This window comes from Basfia succiniciproducens, from assembly GCF_011455875.1.
Classification (GTDB): Bacteria; Pseudomonadota; Gammaproteobacteria; order Enterobacterales; family Pasteurellaceae; genus Basfia; species Basfia succiniciproducens.
This window is the reverse complement of record NZ_CP015031.1, coordinates 1,110,704-1,129,256: the sequence shown is the minus strand read 5'-3', so window position 1 is coordinate 1,129,256 and position 18,553 is coordinate 1,110,704. Positions and strand designations below refer to the sequence as shown.

The window sequence follows — 18,553 nt, the reverse complement described above, 5'->3', positions numbered from 1 at the left end:
AAAAAAATGGATTTTTTGCCTAAAAAATATCAGATTTTATTATTTTGGCAGACAAATATGCCGCCAATTATTTTTGGTCACCATCCAATTTAATAAAATGATCGCGATAATAAGCCAGTTCGGCAATGCTTTCGCGAATATCGTCTAATGCCAGATGAGTATTTTTTTTCTCAAAACCGTTCAGCAGCTCGGGCTTCCAGCGACGAGCCAGTTCCTTTAAAGTGCTGACGTCTAAATGACGGTAATGGAAGTAATCGGCAAGTTCGGGCATGTATTTAAATAAAAAGCGTTTATCCTGCGCCACACTATTGCCGCAAATAGGGGAAGCGCCTTTAGGCACCCATTTTTTTAGGAAATCGATAGTTTGCAATTCGGCGGCACGCTCCGTTAATTTGCTGGCTTTAACGCGATCCACTAAACCGTTTGCGCTGTGGGTTTTTATACACCAGTCACTCATTTTGGCGAGTAATTCGTCGGATTGATGTACGGCAAGCACCGGGCCTTCGGCTAAAATATTCAGATCTTTATCGGTAACAATGGTGGCGATTTCAATAATGCGCTCGTTTTCAGGGTCTAATCCGGTCATTTCTAAGTCGATCCAGATTAGATTTTGGTTATCTAATTGCATAATTTGGAGTATCCTATAGGCATTTATATGTTAACTGATTTGTTGACCCGTAATATTATACGAAAATCTACCGCACTTTAAGGACTTCTGTTTGACTAAGCGTAAATTAACTCAAAATCAAAAACGTCGAATTCATTCAAATAATGTAAAAGCATTGGATCGTCATCACCGAAGAGCAAAAAAAGAGATTGATTGGCTGGAAGAAATGCTTGGCGATACGCAAGACGGTGTTGTCGTCACTCGTTATTCTATGCATGCGGATGTGGAGAATAGTCAAGGCGAGATTTTCCGTTGTAATTTACGTCGCACATTAGCCAATGTGGTGGTGGGAGATCATGTAGTGTGGCGCCGAGGGCATGAAAAACTACAGGGTATTAGCGGGGTCATTGAAGCGATTAAACCGCGTGAAAATGAAATTGCCCGCCCGGATTATTATGACGGACTGAAAGTCATGGCATCGAATATCGATCGCATTATTATTGTCTCGTCGGTGCTACCGGCGTTATCCCTGAATATTATTGATCGTTATTTGGTTATTTGTGAAAACGCTAATATTCCTGCCGTTATCTTGTTGAATAAGGTTGATTTATTAACGGACGAACAGTGGCGGGAAGCGGAAGAACAACTGGAAATCTACCGAAAAATCGGCTATGAAACATTAATGATTTCGGCGATTAGTGGAAAAAATATGGAAAAACTGACCGCACTTTTAGCGGATGGTACGTCGATTTTCGTCGGGCAATCCGGGGTAGGGAAGTCCAGTTTAATCAACTATATTTTACCGGAAGTTAATGCGCAAACCGGTGAAATCAGCGAAACTTCGGGATTGGGACAGCATACCACCACGTCTTCCCGTTTATATCATTTACCGCAGGGCGGAAATCTGATTGATTCGCCGGGCATTCGAGAGTTCGGTTTATGGCATTTGGAACCTGCACAAATCACCAACGGTTATCGGGAATTCCAATATTTCTTAGGAACCTGCAAATTCCGGGACTGTAAACATATTGACGACCCGGGCTGCGCCTTACGGGAAGCTGTGGAGCTCGGGAAAATCCACCCCGTCAGATTTGATAATTACCATCGCTTGATTTCAAGCCGGGAAGAAAATAAATCGCAACGCCATTTTATGGAGCAGGATATAAGGTAATTCGGTTATTTTTATTACTAATTTGTTATATTTTTATTAAAAATTAATCTATCGGTTGACAAAAAGATGAACTAGCTCAAGTTTTTATAGGATTTAACTTGAATTAATTAGGAATAATCTTGATACTAAATAAGATTTATTTTGAACTATCAGACAAAATGGTTTAGAGTGTCCGTTGTGGTTTATGAATAATTAAATTTTAGTAGACAGGTCAAAAGTTAACCGGTTACCTGTTTGCTCCACATTAAAAACAAAAAACATTACTATTAGAGGTAAAATTATGTATTCAAAAGATGTTGAAATTACAGCTCCTAACGGCTTACACACTCGTCCGGCTGCACAATTTGTAAAAGAAGCAAAAGCGTTTGCATCTGATGTAACAGTGACTTCTGCCGGTAAAAGTGCAAGTGCGAAAAGTTTATTTAAATTACAAACTTTAGGCTTAACTCAAGGAACTGTAATTACAATTTCAGCTGAAGGCGAAGATGAGCAAAATGCTGTTGACCATTTAGTTGCATTAATTCCTACATTAGAATAATTTGTCTGGCCATAAAACTTTCTTATTGATTTATCACTGTTAATAAAAGAGTTTTATGGCTATGTCGTTTATCATAGTTAGATTTTTTTAATTAAATTATTATCGGAAGGTTACACATGATTTCAGGAATCCCGGCCTCACCAGGTATCGTTTTTGGTAAAGCGTTAGTTCTGAAAGAGGAAAAAATTGTACTTGATATGCAAAAAATTGCTGAAGATCAAGTTGAAACTGAAGTAGCTCGTTTTTATGAAGGCCGTACGGCGGCAGTGGAACAATTAAGCGCCATTAGAGATCGTGCAGAGAAAACTCTCGGTGAAGAAAAAGCGGCTATCTTCGAAGGTCATTTAATGATTCTTGAAGATGAAGAGTTGGAAGAAGAAATCATTGATTATTTGCGTTCAAACAAAGTAAATGCGGGAGTTGCGGCAAGTAAAATCATTGATCAACAAGTTGCTATGCTTGCGGATATTGATGATGAGTACTTAAAAGAACGTGCCGGCGATATTCGCGATATCGGTAACCGTTTAATTAAAAATATCTTAGGCATGAAAATTGTGGATTTGGGCGAAATCAACGAAGAGTCAATCTTGGTTGCTTATGACTTAACGCCATCAGAAACCGCACAATTGAATTTAGACAAAGTATTAGGTTTTATTACTGATATCGGCGGTCGTACTTCACATACCTCTATTATGGCCCGTTCGCTGGAATTACCGGCAATTGTAGGTACAAATAATGCAACCGCAATGATTAACAGCGGTGATTATTTAGTACTTGATGCAATCAATAACGCTGTTTATGTGAATCCGGCTCAAGACGTGATTGACGGCTTAAAAGCCCAACAAGCAAAATTAGCGGAAGAAAAAGCGGAATTAGCTAAATTAAAAGATTTACCGGCAGTAACATTGGACGGTCACCGTGTTGAAGTGGTGGCGAATATCGGTACGATTCGTGACTGTGAGGGTGCGGATCGTAACGGTGCGGAAGGTGTCGGTTTATACCGTACCGAGTTCCTGTTCATGGATCGTGACCAACTGCCTTCAGAAGAAGAACAATTTATCGCTTATAAAGAAGTGGTAGAAGCGATGAACGGTCGTCAGGTGGTACTACGTACCATGGATATTGGTGGTGATAAAGAATTACCGTATATGAATCTGCCAAAAGAAATGAATCCGTTCTTAGGCTGGCGTGCGGTTCGTATCGCATTGGATCGTCGCGAAATCTTAAATGCTCAATTGCGTGCGGTATTACGTGCTTCCGCATTCGGTAAATTAGCGGTAATGTTCCCGATGATTATTTCCGTTGAAGAAATTCGCGAATTGAAATCCGTTATCGAAACTTTAAAACAAGAATTACACACCGAAGGTAAAGCCTTTGATGAAAATATTCAAATCGGTGTAATGTGTGAAACGCCGTCAGCTGCAGTAAATGCAAAATTCTTAGCAAAAGAAGTGGACTTCTTCAGTATCGGTACTAATGATTTAACTCAATATACTTTAGCGGTTGACCGTGGTAATGAAATGATTTCACATTTATATAATCCAATGTCACCTTCAGTATTAAGTTTAATTAAACAGGTTATTGACGCCTCTCATACCGAAGGTAAATGGACTGGTATGTGCGGTGAGTTAGCCGGTGATGAAAAAGCCACTATTTTATTATTAGGTATGGGATTAGACGAATTCAGCATGAGCGCTATTTCCGTTCCTCGTATTAAAAAATTGGTTCGTAGTGTTAATTTTGCCGAAGCAAAAGCATTAGCAGATAAAGCCCTGCAATTACCGACTGCTGCCGAAATTGAAAAATTAGTTGCTGATTTTTTAGCTGAAAAAACATTAAATTAGATACAAATTCATGTTTTTCATGTAGAATACGGAAAATTGTCGATTCAGGAGATTAAAAAATGGGCTTATTTGATAAATTATTTGGTTCAAAAAATAGTAAAACCGTAGAAGTGGACATTTATGCGCCGCTTTCAGGTGAAATTGTTAATATTGAAGATGTACCGGATGTGGTTTTTTCTGAAAAAATCGTTGGCGACGGTATTGCGATTCGTCCGAACGGTGACAAAATTGTTGCACCGGTGGACGGCGTGATTGGCAAGATTTTTGAAACAAATCATGCATTTTCAATGGAATCAAAAGAAGGTATTGAATTATTTGTTCACTTCGGTATTGATACCGTTGAACTTAAAGGTGAAGGTTTTACCCGTGTTGCACAAGAGGGTCAGTCTGTGAAACGTGGTGATACTATTATTGAGTTTGATTTACCACTTTTAGAACAAAAAGCGAAATCTATCCTTACTCCGGTAGTAATTTCAAATATGGATGAAATTAGTGCGTTGGATAAAAAAGTAGGTCAGGTTGTTGCCGGCGATTCAGTGGTTTTATCACTAAAAAAATAAAAGCTGATTAGTCTCATTATAATTGTTAGAAAGTTCGCTTTGTTTAGAGCGGACTTTTTATTTAATTTATTCGTATATTTTATACGCTCAAAATGGAAGAAGAATTATGTTTGGAAAAGGTGGCTTAGGCAATTTAATGAAACAAGCTCAGCAAATGCAAGAGCGTATGCAAAAAATGCAGGAGGAAATTGCCCAACTTGAAGTAACCGGTGAGTCCGGTGCGGGGTTAGTTAAAGTAACAATTAACGGTGCGCATAATTGCCGTCGCGTGGAAATTGATCCTTCATTAATGGAAGAAGATAAGGATATGTTGGAAGATCTCATCGCTGCCGCATTTAATGATGCCGCTCGCCGCGCGGATGAGTTACAAAAAGAGAAAATGGCGTCAGTTACCGCTGGTATGCCGATTCCTCCGGGTTTTAAAATGCCGTTTTAAGTAAAATTTTATGAAATAAGACCGCACTTTTAAAAGTGCGGTTTGTTTTTTGTTATTTTTAGAGTCTTATGCAAACCAGTCCTTTATTAGAAAATTTAATCGAAAGTTTACGCTGTTTGCCCGGTGTCGGGCCGAAATCCGCACAGCGTATGGCATATCATCTTTTGCAACGGGATCGCAGCGGCGGTATGAATTTAGCCCGTGCGCTTACGGAAGCTATGTCTAAAATAGGACATTGCGAGCATTGCCGGACTTTTACCGAAGAAGATATTTGTTCTATTTGTGATAATCCGCGCCGTCAGAATTCGAGATTGTTATGTGTGGTTGAAATGCCGGCGGATATTCAGGCGATAGAACAGACCGGGCAGTTTTCCGGCCGTTATTTCGTATTGATGGGGCATTTGTCGCCTTTGGACGGTATCGGTCCGCGGGAAATCGGCTTAGATTTATTACAACGCCGTTTACAACAAGAACAATTCAATGAAGTGATTCTTGCTACAAATCCAACGGTTGAAGGTGATGCTACCGCTAACTATATTGCCGAATTATGTAATCAGCAAAATATTAAAGTAAGCCGAATTGCCCATGGGATTCCGGTTGGCGGCGAGTTGGAAACCGTTGACGGTACCACGCTAACGCATTCTTTTTTAGGGCGACGGACAATAGGCTAAAGTATCTCATCCGTCGGTATTTTTGTCTGGAGAACGCAACGGCTATGAGGCGAGTTTGTACTTTTATAATACTTTCGGTAGAATTTAACAATCTTTTTAGTTTCAGCATTAAGTGATTTATATGACAAAGAAAAAAGTAAAACCGGGTTCCAATACCATTGCCCTCAATAAACGCGCAAGACATGATTATTTTATTGAAGAGGAATTAGAGGCAGGGCTTTCTCTACAAGGTTGGGAAGTAAAATCCATGCGGGCGGGTAAAGCTAATATCAGCGATAGTTATATTATTTTCAGAGACGGTGAAGCTTATTTATTCGGTGCCACTATCCAGCCGTTAACGGTGGCGTCCACTCATGTTGTTTGTGACCCGACCCGTACTCGTAAGTTATTGTTAAATCAGCGGGAATTGGCTTCGTTGTTTGGCAAGGCAAATCGTGACGGTTATACTATTGTGGCATTATCGCTTTATTGGAAAAACGCTTGGGCCAAAATTAAAATCGGTTTGGCAAAAGGTAAGCAACAACATGATAAACGTAATGATATTAAAGATCGCGAATGGAAAATGCAAAAAGAACGTATTATGAAAAATGCCAATCGTGGCTAGTTTTAATCAAGGAAGATATGAATCCTCCTTTCTTATGTGTTAGCTAAAAAATAAGGGCGCCGAATATGGCGCCCTTAAACTATATTATTCGATTTCACCGCAGAAACGATAGCCCTCACCATGGATCGTGGCGATAATTTCCGGTGTATCCGGATGATCTTCAAAATGTTTACGGATACGGCGAATGGTGACGTCAACCGTACGATCTTGCGGTTTTAATTCCCGGCCGGTCATTTTTTTCAATAAATCCTCGCGGGTTTGAATTTTTCCGGGATTTTCGCAGAAATGCAGCATCGCACGGAATTCGCTGCGCGGAAGTTTGTATTCAACGGATTCCGGATCAATTAACGCTCTTTTGTTAATATCCAATGTCCAGCCGTTAAAACGGTAGGCATCAACATGCGTATTACTGTTTTTTTCATTTTCCGCCATTGTGCGATGCAATAGATTGCGGGCACGAATAGCCAGCTCTCGCGGGTTGAAGGGTTTAGTAATATAGTCATCGGCACCGATTTCTAAACCCAGAATTTTGTCTACTTCGTTATCACGACCGGTCAAGAACATGAGTGCCGTATTGGTCTTCTCTCGAAGTTCGCGCGCAAGCATTAAACCGTTCTTGCCGGGAAGGTTGATGTCCATAACCACAAGGTTGATTTCTTGCGTTTCGATAATTTGATGCATTTGATTGCCGTCAGTAGCCTCAAATACTTCGTACCCTTCAGCTTCAAAAATACTTTTTAGGGTATTTCTGGTCACCGTTTCGTCTTCAACAATTAAAATTTGTGGAGAAAGCATAATATATATCCTTAAATAATAAAAATTAGTTATTGTATTTTTTATAATAATCGGTGCTAATTCTATAATTGCAACAATCTTGCAACAATAGAAAATTTATTTATTTTATAGATAGATTCGTGTTTTATGATCTACATCATAATAGTTTATCAATTATTTTCTTCACATTTATTTCCGTATAGCCGATAAAAGCAAAGTGCGGTCAAAATTTTCAAAATTTTGACCGCACTTTATCTTATAACCCCTAATTAATGTTCCCTTGTCTTAAAGAAAGTGACATCAGGGTAGCGCTCTTGGGCAAGATTCAGATTTACCATAGTCGGTGCAATATAAGTCAAATTATCACCACCGTCTAAAGCAAGATTTTGCTCGTTTTTGCGTTTAAATTCTTCGAACTTCTTCGAATCGGCGCATTCAACCCAACGAGCGGTTGCCACATTTACGTTTTCGTAAATGGCTTCTACGTTGTATTCGGTTTTCAGTCGCGAAACCACCACATCAAATTGCAACACACCAACCGCGCCTACGATCAGATCGTTATTCATCATCGGGCGGAAAACCTGCACCGCACCTTCTTCGGAAAGTTGTAGCAAGCCTTTTAGCAGTTGTTTTTGTTTCAACGGATCTTTTAATCGAATACGGCGGAATAATTCCGGTGCGAAGTTTGGAATACCGGTGAATTTAAGCTCCTCGCCTTGCGTGAAAGTATCGCCGATTTGAATCGTACCGTGGTTATGCAAACCGATAATATCGCCTGCATAAGCTTCTTCCGCATGAGCTCGGTCACCCGCCATAAAGGTTAGGGCGTCGGAAATCACCACATCTTTACCGATACGCACATGTTTAAGTCTCATGCCTTTTTCATATTTGCCGGAAACTACACGCATAAAGGCAACGCGGTCACGGTGTTTCGGATCCATATTTGCCTGAATTTTGAATACAAAGCCGGTCAGTTTTTCTTCCGAACTTTCTACGATTCGAGTATCCGCCTGACGCGGTTGCGGTTTCGGCGCCCATTCGGTTAATCCGTCTAAGAAATGATCCACTCCGAAGTTACCCAATGCCGTACCGAAAAAGACAGGTGTTAACTCGCCGCCGATAAACAGCTCATGATCAAATTCATTAGACGCACCCTTCACTAATTCAAGCTCATCACGTAATTGTTGCGCCAAGTCGTCACCGACGGCGTTATCTAATTCCGGGTTATTCAGTCCTTTGACAATTTTTACTTCCTGAATGGTTGAGCCTTGCCCGGTTTGGTATAAATAGGTTTCGTCTTTATAAAGATGGTAAACGCCTTTAAATAATTTTCCGCAACCGATAGGCCATGTGATCGGCGCGCAATGGATTTTTAACACGCTTTCCACTTCATCCAATAATTCCATAGGATCACGGATATCGCGGTCAAGTTTGTTCATAAAGGTCAGAATCGGCGTGTCGCGCAGGCGGGTAACTTCCATCAATTTAATGGTTCGCTCTTCAACCCCTTTCGCCGCATCGATCACCATTAAGCAGCTGTCAACGGCGGTTAAAGTGCGGTAAGTATCTTCCGAGAAATCTTCATGTCCCGGGGTATCCAGCAAATTGACCAAGCAGTCGTTATAAGGGAATTGCATAACGGAGGTAGTGATGGATATACCGCGTTGTTTTTCCATTTCCATCCAGTCGGATTTGGCATGGGCTTGGGAACCTTTGCCTTTTACTGAACCTGCGGTTTGAATGGCATTTCCGTATAAAAGTACTTTTTCCGTGATGGTCGTTTTGCCTGCATCGGGGTGGGAAATAATCGCGAAAGTACGACGTTTATTAACTTGTTGTGGGTAATCGTTTAAAGACATATTTCTTTTGTTTTGCTTGTTTATAAGATTGAAATCTAAACCGCATATTGTCGGTTATTTTAAGCCTTGACGCAAGAGTAAATCCGTTTTGTGCAACCCGTCCGAATAAAAGTGATCAGTCCCCATAAAATCAGACGAGTATTTTTTATATTGAGCAATAAAAAATGCGTTTTTTTGCATAATTTTTATCATAAATCAAAATGAGAATTATCCTTATTCGTACATTTTTTTTGTATTTTACTGTCAGATTATGTAAAGAATCGAATAGTTATTCAAATTGCGTTGCTATACCCGCTAAATACTGTTATTCGTTAAATATAAATCGGGTGGAAGGCTATGGATTCATGGCCTTTTATTTAATATATCTTTAGTATCAATATGTTATGTTTACTTGATAGCGTATTTTGATGACGGTGACTATTTAAAAAGTCGGTCAAATGTAGGCAAATAAGTGTAAAGATATGAACTATTTTGAACCGAGGTAAGTCTTAAGATTGTACTGATTTTTGATAAATTGAATTTTTTTATTTGATTTTTTTATTTAAACCATTTTTTAATTTTTGAAAAAAATATGGGGTATATTTTTATGAATTTAAATAGCTATAAAGTTGGCGTTATTGGTCTTGGCTATGTCGGTTTACCGCTTGCGGTAGAGTTCGGTAAACATCGATTTACTGTCGGTTTTGATATCAGCCCGAATAGGGTGAAAGAACTGTCAGAGGGCAAAGACCGTACTTTGGAAGTATCGTCGGAAGCCCTTAAGTCGGCGACTCATCTTTCTTTCACTTCTGATCTGGAACAGCTTAAACAATGTAATTTCTTTATTGTCACCGTTCCGACACCTATCGACGATGTGAATCGTCCGGATTTAACGCCTCTGCAAAAAGCCAGTGAATCTATCGGCAAAGTGCTGAAACAAGGCGATATTGTGGTATATGAATCCACGGTTTATCCCGGCGCTACCGAAGAAGTCTGTATTCCTGTTCTGGAAAAAGTTTCCGGTTTGAAATTCAATCAAGATTTTTTTGCGGGTTACAGCCCGGAGCGGATTAACCCGGGCGATAAAGTCAATACTTTGACTAAAATTAAAAAAATCACCAGCGGTAGTACGCCTGAAGTGGCGGATATTGTTGATCAAATGTACGCTAGTATTATTGAAGCTGGTACCCATAAAGCTTCAAGCATTAAAGTGGCGGAAGCGGCGAAAGTCATTGAGAATACTCAACGTGATTTAAATATCGCTTTGGTGAATGAACTATCAATTATTTTTGAACGTGTCGGTATTGATACGCTGGACGTACTCGAGGCTGCCGGCAGTAAATGGAACTTTTTACCGTTCCGTCCGGGCTTGGTCGGCGGGCACTGTATCGGCGTGGATCCATATTATTTAACCCATAAGGCGGAAGAAGTGGGTTATAACCCGCAGGTTATTCTTGCCGGTCGTCGTATTAACGACAATATGTCGCAATATGTCGCGCAGGAAACTATTAAGCTTATGCTCAATAATAATATTGATGTTGCACATGCTAAAGTCGGTATTTTAGGCGTGACCTTTAAAGAAAACTGCCCGGATATCCGTAACAGCAAGGTTGTTGATGTGGTCACGGAATTGAAGAACTGGGGCGTTGAAGTCGTGGTTGCCGATCCTTGGGCTGACGCTCAGGAAGTGAAACATGAATATGGCTTGGATTTATCCTCAGTTGATGAAAATAATCCTGTCGATGCCCTGATTGTTGCCGTCGGACATAAGGAATTCCGCGACTTAAGTGCCGAAACATTGCGTTCGTATCTGCGTACGTCAAAACCGGTACTGGCTGATGTGAAAAGTCTGTTTGATCGCGATGCTTTAGCTCAACAAGGCATTACTGTTTTCCGTTTATAAAATTAATAGAGACTAAATTATGAAAAAATTTGCACTAATCGGAGCGGGCGGCTACATCGCTCCACGTCATTTGAGAGCAATCAAAGATACGGGCAATACTTTGGTTGTCGCAATGGATGTAAACGATTCCGTCGGCATTATGGACAGTCATTTCCCGGACGCCGAATTTTTTACCGAGTTCGAACAGTTTGAAGCCTTTGTGGAAGATCAAAAATTAAAAGGCGAAAAACTGGATTATGTGGCGATCTGTTCTCCGAATTATCTGCATGCGCCGCATATGAAATTCGCTTTGAAAAACGGCATTAATGTGATCTGTGAAAAACCTTTAGTACTGAATTCGACGGATTTGAATATGTTGTCCGAATACGAGCAAAAATACGGCGCCAAGGTGAATTCTATTTTACAGTTGCGTCTGCATCCGTCGATTATTGCATTGCGTGACAAAGTGGAAGCGGCACCTGCGGATAAAGTGTTTGATGTGGATTTAACTTATTTAACCTCACGGGGTAAATGGTATTTGAAATCCTGGAAGGGTGTAGATCAAAAATCCGGCGGTGTGGCTACTAATATCGGTGTGCATTTTTATGACATGTTGCATTTCATTTTTGGCGATGTAGTGAAAAACGAAGTGCATTATCGCGATGAAAAGACCGTTTCCGGTTATCTGGAATACAAACGCGCACGTGTACGCTGGTTCTTGTCTATTGATGCCAATAACTTACCGGAAAATGCGGTACAAGGCGAAAAATTAACTTATCGCAGTATTACTATTGAGAACGAAGAACTGGAATTCTCCGGTGGTTTTACCGATTTACATACCCAAAGTTATCAACGCATTCTGGAAGGAAAGGGTTACGGGTTGGAAGAAAACCGTACGGCCATTGAAACGGTGGAAGTGATTCGCCATGCACCGATTATTGAAAATCCGGCAAATCCGCATCCGTTTTTAGCCAAAGTATTAAATAAATAAAACAGGATTGAGTGTAAGCTCAATTGCAATTCGAGTTTGGGCTATATAAAAGTGCGGTCACAAAAAACGAAGTTTTTTATTTGTTTTTTGACCAATGATTTATACATAGCCCATTCGAGGATTGCATATTAGTAGCAAATTTATATCGAGTAAAAAACCATACGATTACTTAACAGCAGGAAACCAACATTATGACCTATTATCAACATCCGTCGGCAATTATTGATGAAGGCGCCGAAATCGGCGAAGGTTCAAGAGTTTGGCATTTCGCCCATATTTGCGGCGGCGCAAAAATCGGCAAAGGTGTGTCTTTGGGGCAGAATGTGTTTGTCGGCAATAAAGTGCGTATCGGTGATCACTGCAAAGTTCAGAATAACGTCTCCGTGTACGATAACGTATACCTGGAAGAAGGGGTTTTTTGCGGCCCGAGCATGGTTTTCACCAATGTGTATAACCCGCGTTCGCTAATCGAACGCAAAAGCGAATATAAAGATACCCTTGTCAAAAAAGGAGCGACCCTTGGCGCCAATTCCACTATCGTTTGCGGCGTTACCGTCGGTGCCTATGCTTTTGTGGGGGCGGGTGCTGTGATTAATCGTGATGTGCCCGATTACGCCTTAATGGTAGGGGTCCCCGCCAAACAAATCGGCTGGATGAGCGAATACGGCGAACAATTGGATTTGCCTTTGTCCGGTCAGGCGGAAACTAAATGTCCGCATACGGGTGCTATTTACCGACTGGAAGGTCATGAGTTGAAGAAATTATAAGCAGGATAGAAAGATGGAATTTATTGATTTAAAGGCTCAACAGCAAAGAATTAAAGCGCAAATTGACGCGGGTATTCAGAAAGTATTGGCACACGGCAAATATATTTTAGGGCCGGAAGTTGCGGAATTGGAAGAAAAACTGGCCGCTTACGTCGGTGCAAAATATTGCATTACTTGCGCCAACGGCACGGATGCATTGCAAATTGCGCAAATGGCATTGGGTATCGGTGCCGGTGATGAAGTGATTACCCCGGGATTTACTTATATCGCTACGGCGGAAACCGTCGCTTTATTAGGTGCTAAACCCGTTTATGTGGATGTGGATCCAAAAACCTATAATATTGATGCGGAGAAATTAGAGGCCGCAATCACACCGCGTACCAAAGCTATTATTCCCGTCAGTTTATACGGGCAATGTGCGGATTTTGATGCGGTAAACGCCGTGGCGAAAAAATACAATTTACCGGTTATTGAAGATGCCGCGCAAAGTTTCGGCGCGAGCTATAAAAACCGTAAAAGTTGTAATCTAACCACTATTTCCTGTACCAGCTTCTTTCCAAGCAAGCCTTTAGGTTGTTATGGCGACGGCGGCGCAATTTTTACTAATGATGATGAGTTGGCCAATGTGATTCGTCAGGTGGCGAGACACGGTCAGGATCGCCGCTATCATCATATTCGGGTGGGGGTAAACAGCCGATTGGATACCTTACAGGCGGCGATTCTGTTACCGAAATTAGCGATTCTGGATGATGAAATTGCCGCGCGCCAAAGAGTAGCTGAAAACTATACTCGACTGTTTAATCAGGCGGGCGTTAATACGACTCCGTTTATTGAAGCGCATAACCAAAGCGCTTGGGCTCAGTACACCATTCAAGTGGATAATCGTGCCGATGTACAGGAAAAATTGAAAACTTTAGGAATTCCGACCGCAGTTCATTACCCAATCCCGTTAAACAAACAGCCGGCAGTGGCGGATAGCCGTATTCATTTACCGGTGGGGGATTTGATTGCCGAACGCGTGATGAGTTTGCCTATGCATCCCTATCTTACGCCGGAAGAACAGCAAAAAATCGTTCAAAGTTTAGTATAGGATTATTTTATTAATGAGTCAGGCTAAGTTACGCGTATTGTTGGTGAGCGATATGGGACACATCGGCGGAACGGAAATCGCCACATTGATTGCCGCCACGGAATTAAATCCGTTGACGGAGTCCGTGACGGTTTTCGGCAAGACAGGGCCGCTTTTTGATCGCATCAATAAATTAGGCATTCGTCAGATTAATGCGGATTGTCATACTAAAAATCCGTTGAAATTACTCAACTATGTTTGCCAACTGGTGAAAACGGTGAATGATAATCAAATTGATGTGATTCATGCTCAAATGGCACGCCCGTTATTGTTTATCTGGTTGGCGAAGAAGTTTTTTAAAAATAAGCAGGTAAAAATCTTTTGGACCTCACGCGGATTGGATCACGAAACTTATCAAAAAGTTGTTCCGTTTTTTGCCAAAATGGGTGTAAGAGGGCTTGGAAATTGTAAGCTTGAACAACAAAAGTTGATTCGTTACGGTTATCCGGAAACGCAAACTTCATATATTTACAATGCCTATCGCTTAACACCTACCGTTAAACCGATGAAATCTCTGGATAAACGGCAGTTTGTGATTGGTACTTTGTCCGCCTTGCGGGAAGGTCGCAGTGTCGAACTGTTTTTGGATTTAGCGAAATATTGCTTGACCCAATATCCCGAACGTCAATTTCAATTTGTTATCGGCGGTGACGGTCCGCATCGTGCAACCTTAGAAAAGATCTCAGCGGATTTAGGAATTGATCAACAGGTGAAGTTTGTAGGTAATGTGTCGGATGTGAGTACTTTTATGGATGGGGTGGACGTATTTGTCAGCCCGTTAGTGGTTGACGGCGATAGCGGTGCGGGCTTATCCAATTCCATCGTAGAAGCCATGATCATGAAAGTACCGGTTTGTGCATTCAGAGCGGCGGGAATCGAAGAGATCGTGATAAACGGTAGTACCGGGCATTTGATTGAACCCCGAAATATTCCGGCAATGGCGGAAGCGGTTTGTTGGACCATCGATAATAAAGCGACAACCGAATCTTATGTAAATAATGCTTACGACCTGATCATTCGGGAATGCGATCCTAAACGGTATGCTCAAAAATTACTGAAGTTATATAAGGAATTGTAATGCATGTTCTAATCTTGCCGTCTTGGTATCCTTTACATAAAGATGATTTGAACGGTTCTTTTTTCAGGGAACAGGCTTACGTACTTGCCAACGCAGGCGTTAAAGTCGGTGTGATTGCACCGCAGTTCAGATCGTTACGGTTGGGAAAAAACGCGGTTTTAGGGCGTTACGACCAGGAATTTTGGCGGGACGGCGATATTAATACCTATTTCCGACACGGTGTGTTTTGGTTTCCTAAGGTTCCTTACCTGGATTTAAAACGCTGGGTGAAAGCCGGATTGGCATTATTCGAAAGTTATGTAAAAGAGCAGGGTATGCCGGATATTCTGCATGTACACAGTTTGCTGCATGCGGGGCCTTTGGCGCTGGAAATTCATAGAAAATACCGGATTCCTTATTGTGTCACCGAACATAGCTCTGTTTTCGGACGAGGATTAGTTAAAGACTGGGAATGGGATCATTTAAAACGGTCCGAAGCTTCCGCAAGTAAGTTATTGGCGGTAAGCAAAAGCTTAGCGGATCTGTTAAAGCAAAAATTAAACGGCAAAGAATGGACGGTTTTTCCTAATCTGTTGGATGATTTGTTTGTTGAAAGTCCGGTGGATTCATCGGTACGGAAATATCAGTTATGCGCCGTCGCGTTTTTATATGCGAAAAAAGGATTTGATGTATTAATTAAGGCTTTCGCCAAAGTTGTTGAGGAATATCCGCAATTAAAACTCATGATTGGCGGTGACGGTCCCGAACGGGCAAAACTGGAAGCGTTAATTAAAAGTCTGAAATTGGAAAATAATGTCAGTTTATTAGGCGCACTTTCTCGGCAGGAAGTTTGTCAATTAATGAAGGAAAGTCTGTGTTTTGTGCTTTCCAGTTATATTGAGACGTTTGGTGTGGTAGTTATCGAAGCTTTATCGCAAGGTACGCCGGTAGTATCCACATTATGCGGCGGACCGGAATCCATTTTAACGGAAGGTGACGGTTTGTTTGTCAAAACGGGCGATGAAAAAGAACTGGCGAAAGGTATTTTAGAATTTCTTGCCAATCAGGAAAAATTTGATAACCAACAAATTCGGCGCCGATGTATTGATACTTATTCCGAAAAGCCGTTTGTAAACAGGTTGACAGCCATTTATCAGGATATTTTAGATAAAACGTAACATTATGGTCAGATTAATATCGACGGTTTTTGTCAGACAGATTTTAGTAGGTATTCTGCAGGTTATTACTCTAATTGTTATTGCCAGAGGTTTGGGAACCGGACAGATGGGGCAATATACGTTAGCCATATTACTGCCTACATTGTTTTCTCAAATTATTACTTTCGGACTGCAAAGCATTAATATCTATGCAATCGGACGAAAAATGATTAATGAGAATCAAGCGTTATATGCAAACCTGATTTTTTTATCCGGCTTGTCGGTATTGACCAGTTTGATATTAGGCGTTGTGGTTTATTATTTCGGGCAGTATTTTTTTAATGAAATGCCGGTGAATTTATTGTATTTAGCCTTGGCTTCTTTATTGCCTCAGACATTTTTTACAGTATTACCGTCTTTAATTCAGGCGGTGCAGAATTTTAAATGGTTCAATATCGTTTGTGTCGCCCAACCGCTGGTAATTTTTGTGGTTTCAATGGTGGCGATATTGTTATCGGATAATGTCAGCTCAATTTTAACCGCTTATGTTTTAAGCCACTGGATCAGTTTTTTTATTTTACTCGGAATTATATTGAAGCTTATAAAAGTAGAAACTTGTTCCTTAAAACGTTTTTTTTCCGACTTTATCGGTTACGGTCTGAAATCTCATTTGAGTAACATTATTACTTTATTGAATTATCGTTCTTCATTATTGATTTTGGGTTATTTCACCACGCCGGTGATTGTCGGTATTTATTCGGTCGGGATGCAACTGGCGGAAAAATTATGGCTTCCTTCACAGGCGGTAAGTACGGTATTGCTTCCCCGTTTGTCCAATAAATTAGGCGAGGGTGGCGATGAGAAAGAAGTGGCAAAACTTACTCTAGACAGTGCCAGACTAACATTCATTGTGACACTGATTATTGGTATCGCATTTGCTTGTTTGTCTTCTATTGTCGTCAGAATTTTATTTGGCGTGGAATATGATAAAGCGGTATACGTAATATTGTTGTTACTACCTGGAATTTTGGCTTGGACGCCTTCAAGAATTTTAGCCAACGATCTTGCGGCCCGGGGTTTTGCCGAATTAAACCTGAAGAATTCTTACTGGGTATTTGGGATTAATACGGCACTCAGTTTATGCCTTGTCCCGTTATGGGGATTAATCGGTGCTTCTGTTGCCACCTCCATTGCTTATAGTATGGATTTGGTGTTGCGTTTAATTGCTTTCAATCAGGTGACGCAAAGCCGGGCCTTTTTACATATTATTCCGAGAATATCGGATTTCGGCACGGTAATTAATTTTATAAAAGGATTAAGAAATGCAAGATAAAAAACATATTTTGATTGTTGCACCTTATGTTACTTTCCCCGATGAAATGGGCATGAACCGATTTATTTATCTAGCCAAATTATTATCGGCGGAATTTGATGTAACATTGCTGACAAGTAAATATTGCCATTTCTTAAAGAAACACCGCGAACAGACGCCGGTACTGGATAATGTTAATGTGGTTTTGCTGGATGAGCCGGGTTATCGTAAAAATGTCAGTATTCAACGCTTAATCAGCCATCATCGGTTCTGCCGTAATTTTGAAGATTTTTTAAAAAATTACCGCAGAAAAATTGATTTGGTTTATTCCGCTTATCCCTTAATTAAAACAAATTATATTTTAGGTAAGTATAAGCAAAGTAAGAATTTTAAATTAATTATTGATGTGCAGGATGTGTGGCCGGAAGCGATTTCCGGACCTATTGCGTTTTTTTCTACCTCAATAGGTAAGATGTTGATGAAACCAATCACCCGCTACGCCAATAAAACATACGGCTATGCGGATGCCTTAGTAGCGGTTTCGGATACCTACTTAAACCGAGCGGATGTGAATCATTTGCCGGATGAGCTAAAAAGTGCGGTCTATATCGGCGGAGATTTTTTATTTACTAAATCGACGGATAAAAAAGTTACCGATAAATTGACGGCTACTTATTTAGGTACCATGGCGGGCAGTTATGATTTAGAAACGGTAGTCAGATCCGCACCGTTATGTAGCGAGAATGTGGAAATCCGGTTTATTGGTACGGGGCCTCATGAGGCTTCTTTGCAGGCGTTGAATCGCCAATTAGGCGGGCATGTGAAATTCTTAGGTGTCCACCCTTACAGTGAGGCAATGCGGATGCTGGCGGATTCCGATGTAGCGTTAAATGCCATTAAGGCCTCATCGGAAGGCAGTATCACCAATAAATTATCCGATTATATCTGTTGCGCATTACCGATTGTAAGCTGTCAGAAACATCCTGAAGTGGAAAAACTACTGGCGAAAGGCGGTGGAATTCAATATACGGCGGGAGATTATCGGGAGTTGGCTGAGACGTTGAATAAATTGGCCGAAGACAGAACGGTTTTAGACAAAATGTCGCAAGTGAATTTATCGCTGGCAAAAGCGAAGTTTCTGCGTGAGCGTTCTTATAAAGAAATTGAGAAATTAATCAAAAATATTATTTGATATGAATATTAATGTTATCAGCA

Annotated in this window: 18 protein-coding genes; 15 read left to right on the top strand and 3 right to left on the bottom strand. The window is 40.8% G+C overall.

Features of this window, described 5'->3' with window-relative positions; genetic code table 11:
• Positions 1-67: 67 nt before the first annotated feature.
• Positions 68-628 (bottom strand): oligoribonuclease, encoded by a 561-nt coding sequence (gene orn / locus A4G13_RS05025; RefSeq protein WP_011200685.1) that lies wholly within the window; start codon positions 626-628, stop codon positions 68-70.
• Between the two features lie 91 nt (positions 629-719).
• Between orn and rsgA the strand changes: the two genes are divergently transcribed.
• The 7 genes from rsgA (at position 720) to smpB (ending at position 6,431) form a co-directional block, all read left to right on the top strand.
• Entirely contained in the window at positions 720-1,778 is a 1,059-nt protein-coding gene (gene rsgA / locus A4G13_RS05020) for a small ribosomal subunit biogenesis GTPase RsgA (RefSeq protein ID WP_090654871.1), read from the top strand.
• Positions 1,779-2,058: 280 nt separating this feature from the next.
• The gene (gene ptsH / locus A4G13_RS05015) at positions 2,059-2,316 is read left to right on the top strand and encodes a phosphocarrier protein Hpr (RefSeq protein WP_011200683.1); all 258 of its coding nucleotides are present in this window, start codon (positions 2,059-2,061) and stop codon (positions 2,314-2,316) included.
• A gap of 116 nt (positions 2,317-2,432) precedes the next feature.
• Positions 2,433-4,160: a phosphoenolpyruvate-protein phosphotransferase PtsI gene (gene ptsI / locus A4G13_RS05010; RefSeq protein ID WP_090654874.1), complete on the top strand. Its 1,728-nt coding sequence runs from the start codon at positions 2,433-2,435 to the stop codon at positions 4,158-4,160.
• Positions 4,161-4,219: 59 nt separating this feature from the next.
• Positions 4,220-4,720, top strand: coding sequence for a PTS glucose transporter subunit IIA (gene crr, locus A4G13_RS05005; RefSeq protein WP_011200681.1), 501 nt, complete (start codon positions 4,220-4,222; stop codon positions 4,718-4,720).
• Positions 4,721-4,826: 106 nt separating this feature from the next.
• A complete protein-coding gene (locus A4G13_RS05000; RefSeq protein WP_090654877.1) occupies positions 4,827-5,156 on the top strand; it encodes a YbaB/EbfC family nucleoid-associated protein in 330 nt (109 codons plus the stop codon).
• A 68-nt stretch (positions 5,157-5,224) separates the two neighbouring features.
• Positions 5,225-5,827, top strand: coding sequence for a recombination mediator RecR (gene recR, locus A4G13_RS04995; RefSeq protein WP_011200679.1), 603 nt, complete (start codon positions 5,225-5,227; stop codon positions 5,825-5,827).
• A 121-nt stretch (positions 5,828-5,948) separates the two neighbouring features.
• Complete coding sequence (smpB, locus tag A4G13_RS04990) at positions 5,949-6,431, top strand: SsrA-binding protein SmpB (RefSeq protein WP_041639856.1); 483 nt, start codon at positions 5,949-5,951, stop codon at positions 6,429-6,431.
• A gap of 84 nt (positions 6,432-6,515) precedes the next feature.
• Here smpB and arcA read toward each other — a convergent pair whose 3' ends face one another.
• Together arcA and prfC are read right to left on the bottom strand one after the other, a co-directional pair.
• On the bottom strand, positions 6,516-7,226 hold the full coding sequence (gene arcA, locus A4G13_RS04985) for a two-component system response regulator ArcA (protein WP_011200677.1): 711 nt from the start codon (positions 7,224-7,226) through the stop codon (positions 6,516-6,518).
• 248 nt (positions 7,227-7,474) lie between these two features.
• Positions 7,475-9,064: a peptide chain release factor 3 gene (gene prfC / locus A4G13_RS04980; protein ID WP_090654880.1), complete on the bottom strand. Its 1,590-nt coding sequence runs from the start codon at positions 9,062-9,064 to the stop codon at positions 7,475-7,477.
• Between the two features lie 586 nt (positions 9,065-9,650).
• Here prfC and tviB point away from each other — a divergent pair.
• The 8 genes from tviB (at position 9,651) to A4G13_RS04940 (ending at position 18,530) form a co-directional block, all read left to right on the top strand.
• Positions 9,651-10,946 carry a Vi polysaccharide biosynthesis UDP-N-acetylglucosamine C-6 dehydrogenase TviB gene (gene tviB / locus A4G13_RS04975; RefSeq protein WP_090654882.1) on the top strand — a complete coding sequence of 432 codons (1,296 nt, stop codon included), beginning with the start codon at positions 9,651-9,653 and terminating at the stop codon, positions 10,944-10,946.
• Positions 10,947-10,965: 19 nt separating this feature from the next.
• Positions 10,966-11,916, top strand: coding sequence for a Gfo/Idh/MocA family oxidoreductase (locus A4G13_RS04970; RefSeq protein ID WP_011200673.1), 951 nt, complete (start codon positions 10,966-10,968; stop codon positions 11,914-11,916).
• 191 nt (positions 11,917-12,107) lie between these two features.
• Positions 12,108-12,683 (top strand): acyltransferase, encoded by a 576-nt coding sequence (locus A4G13_RS04965; protein ID WP_090654885.1) that lies wholly within the window; start codon positions 12,108-12,110, stop codon positions 12,681-12,683.
• 13 nt (positions 12,684-12,696) lie between these two features.
• The gene (locus tag A4G13_RS04960) at positions 12,697-13,773 is read left to right on the top strand and encodes a DegT/DnrJ/EryC1/StrS family aminotransferase (RefSeq protein ID WP_090654888.1); all 1,077 of its coding nucleotides are present in this window, start codon (positions 12,697-12,699) and stop codon (positions 13,771-13,773) included.
• A 13-nt stretch (positions 13,774-13,786) separates the two neighbouring features.
• A complete protein-coding gene (locus A4G13_RS04955) occupies positions 13,787-14,890 on the top strand; it encodes a glycosyltransferase (RefSeq protein WP_090654891.1) in 1,104 nt (367 codons plus the stop codon).
• Positions 14,890-16,047 carry a glycosyltransferase gene (locus A4G13_RS04950; protein WP_090654894.1) on the top strand — a complete coding sequence of 386 codons (1,158 nt, stop codon included), beginning with the start codon at positions 14,890-14,892 and terminating at the stop codon, positions 16,045-16,047. Before A4G13_RS04955 ends, A4G13_RS04950 begins: the two co-directional genes overlap by 1 nt.
• Before the next feature lie 4 nt (positions 16,048-16,051).
• Positions 16,052-17,359 (top strand): oligosaccharide flippase family protein, encoded by a 1,308-nt coding sequence (locus tag A4G13_RS04945; protein ID WP_090654896.1) that lies wholly within the window; start codon positions 16,052-16,054, stop codon positions 17,357-17,359.
• Positions 17,349-18,530 (top strand): glycosyltransferase, encoded by a 1,182-nt coding sequence (locus A4G13_RS04940; protein ID WP_090654899.1) that lies wholly within the window; start codon positions 17,349-17,351, stop codon positions 18,528-18,530. The genes A4G13_RS04945 and A4G13_RS04940 overlap by 11 nt, the downstream gene beginning before the upstream one ends.
• Positions 18,531-18,553 lie beyond the last annotated feature (23 nt).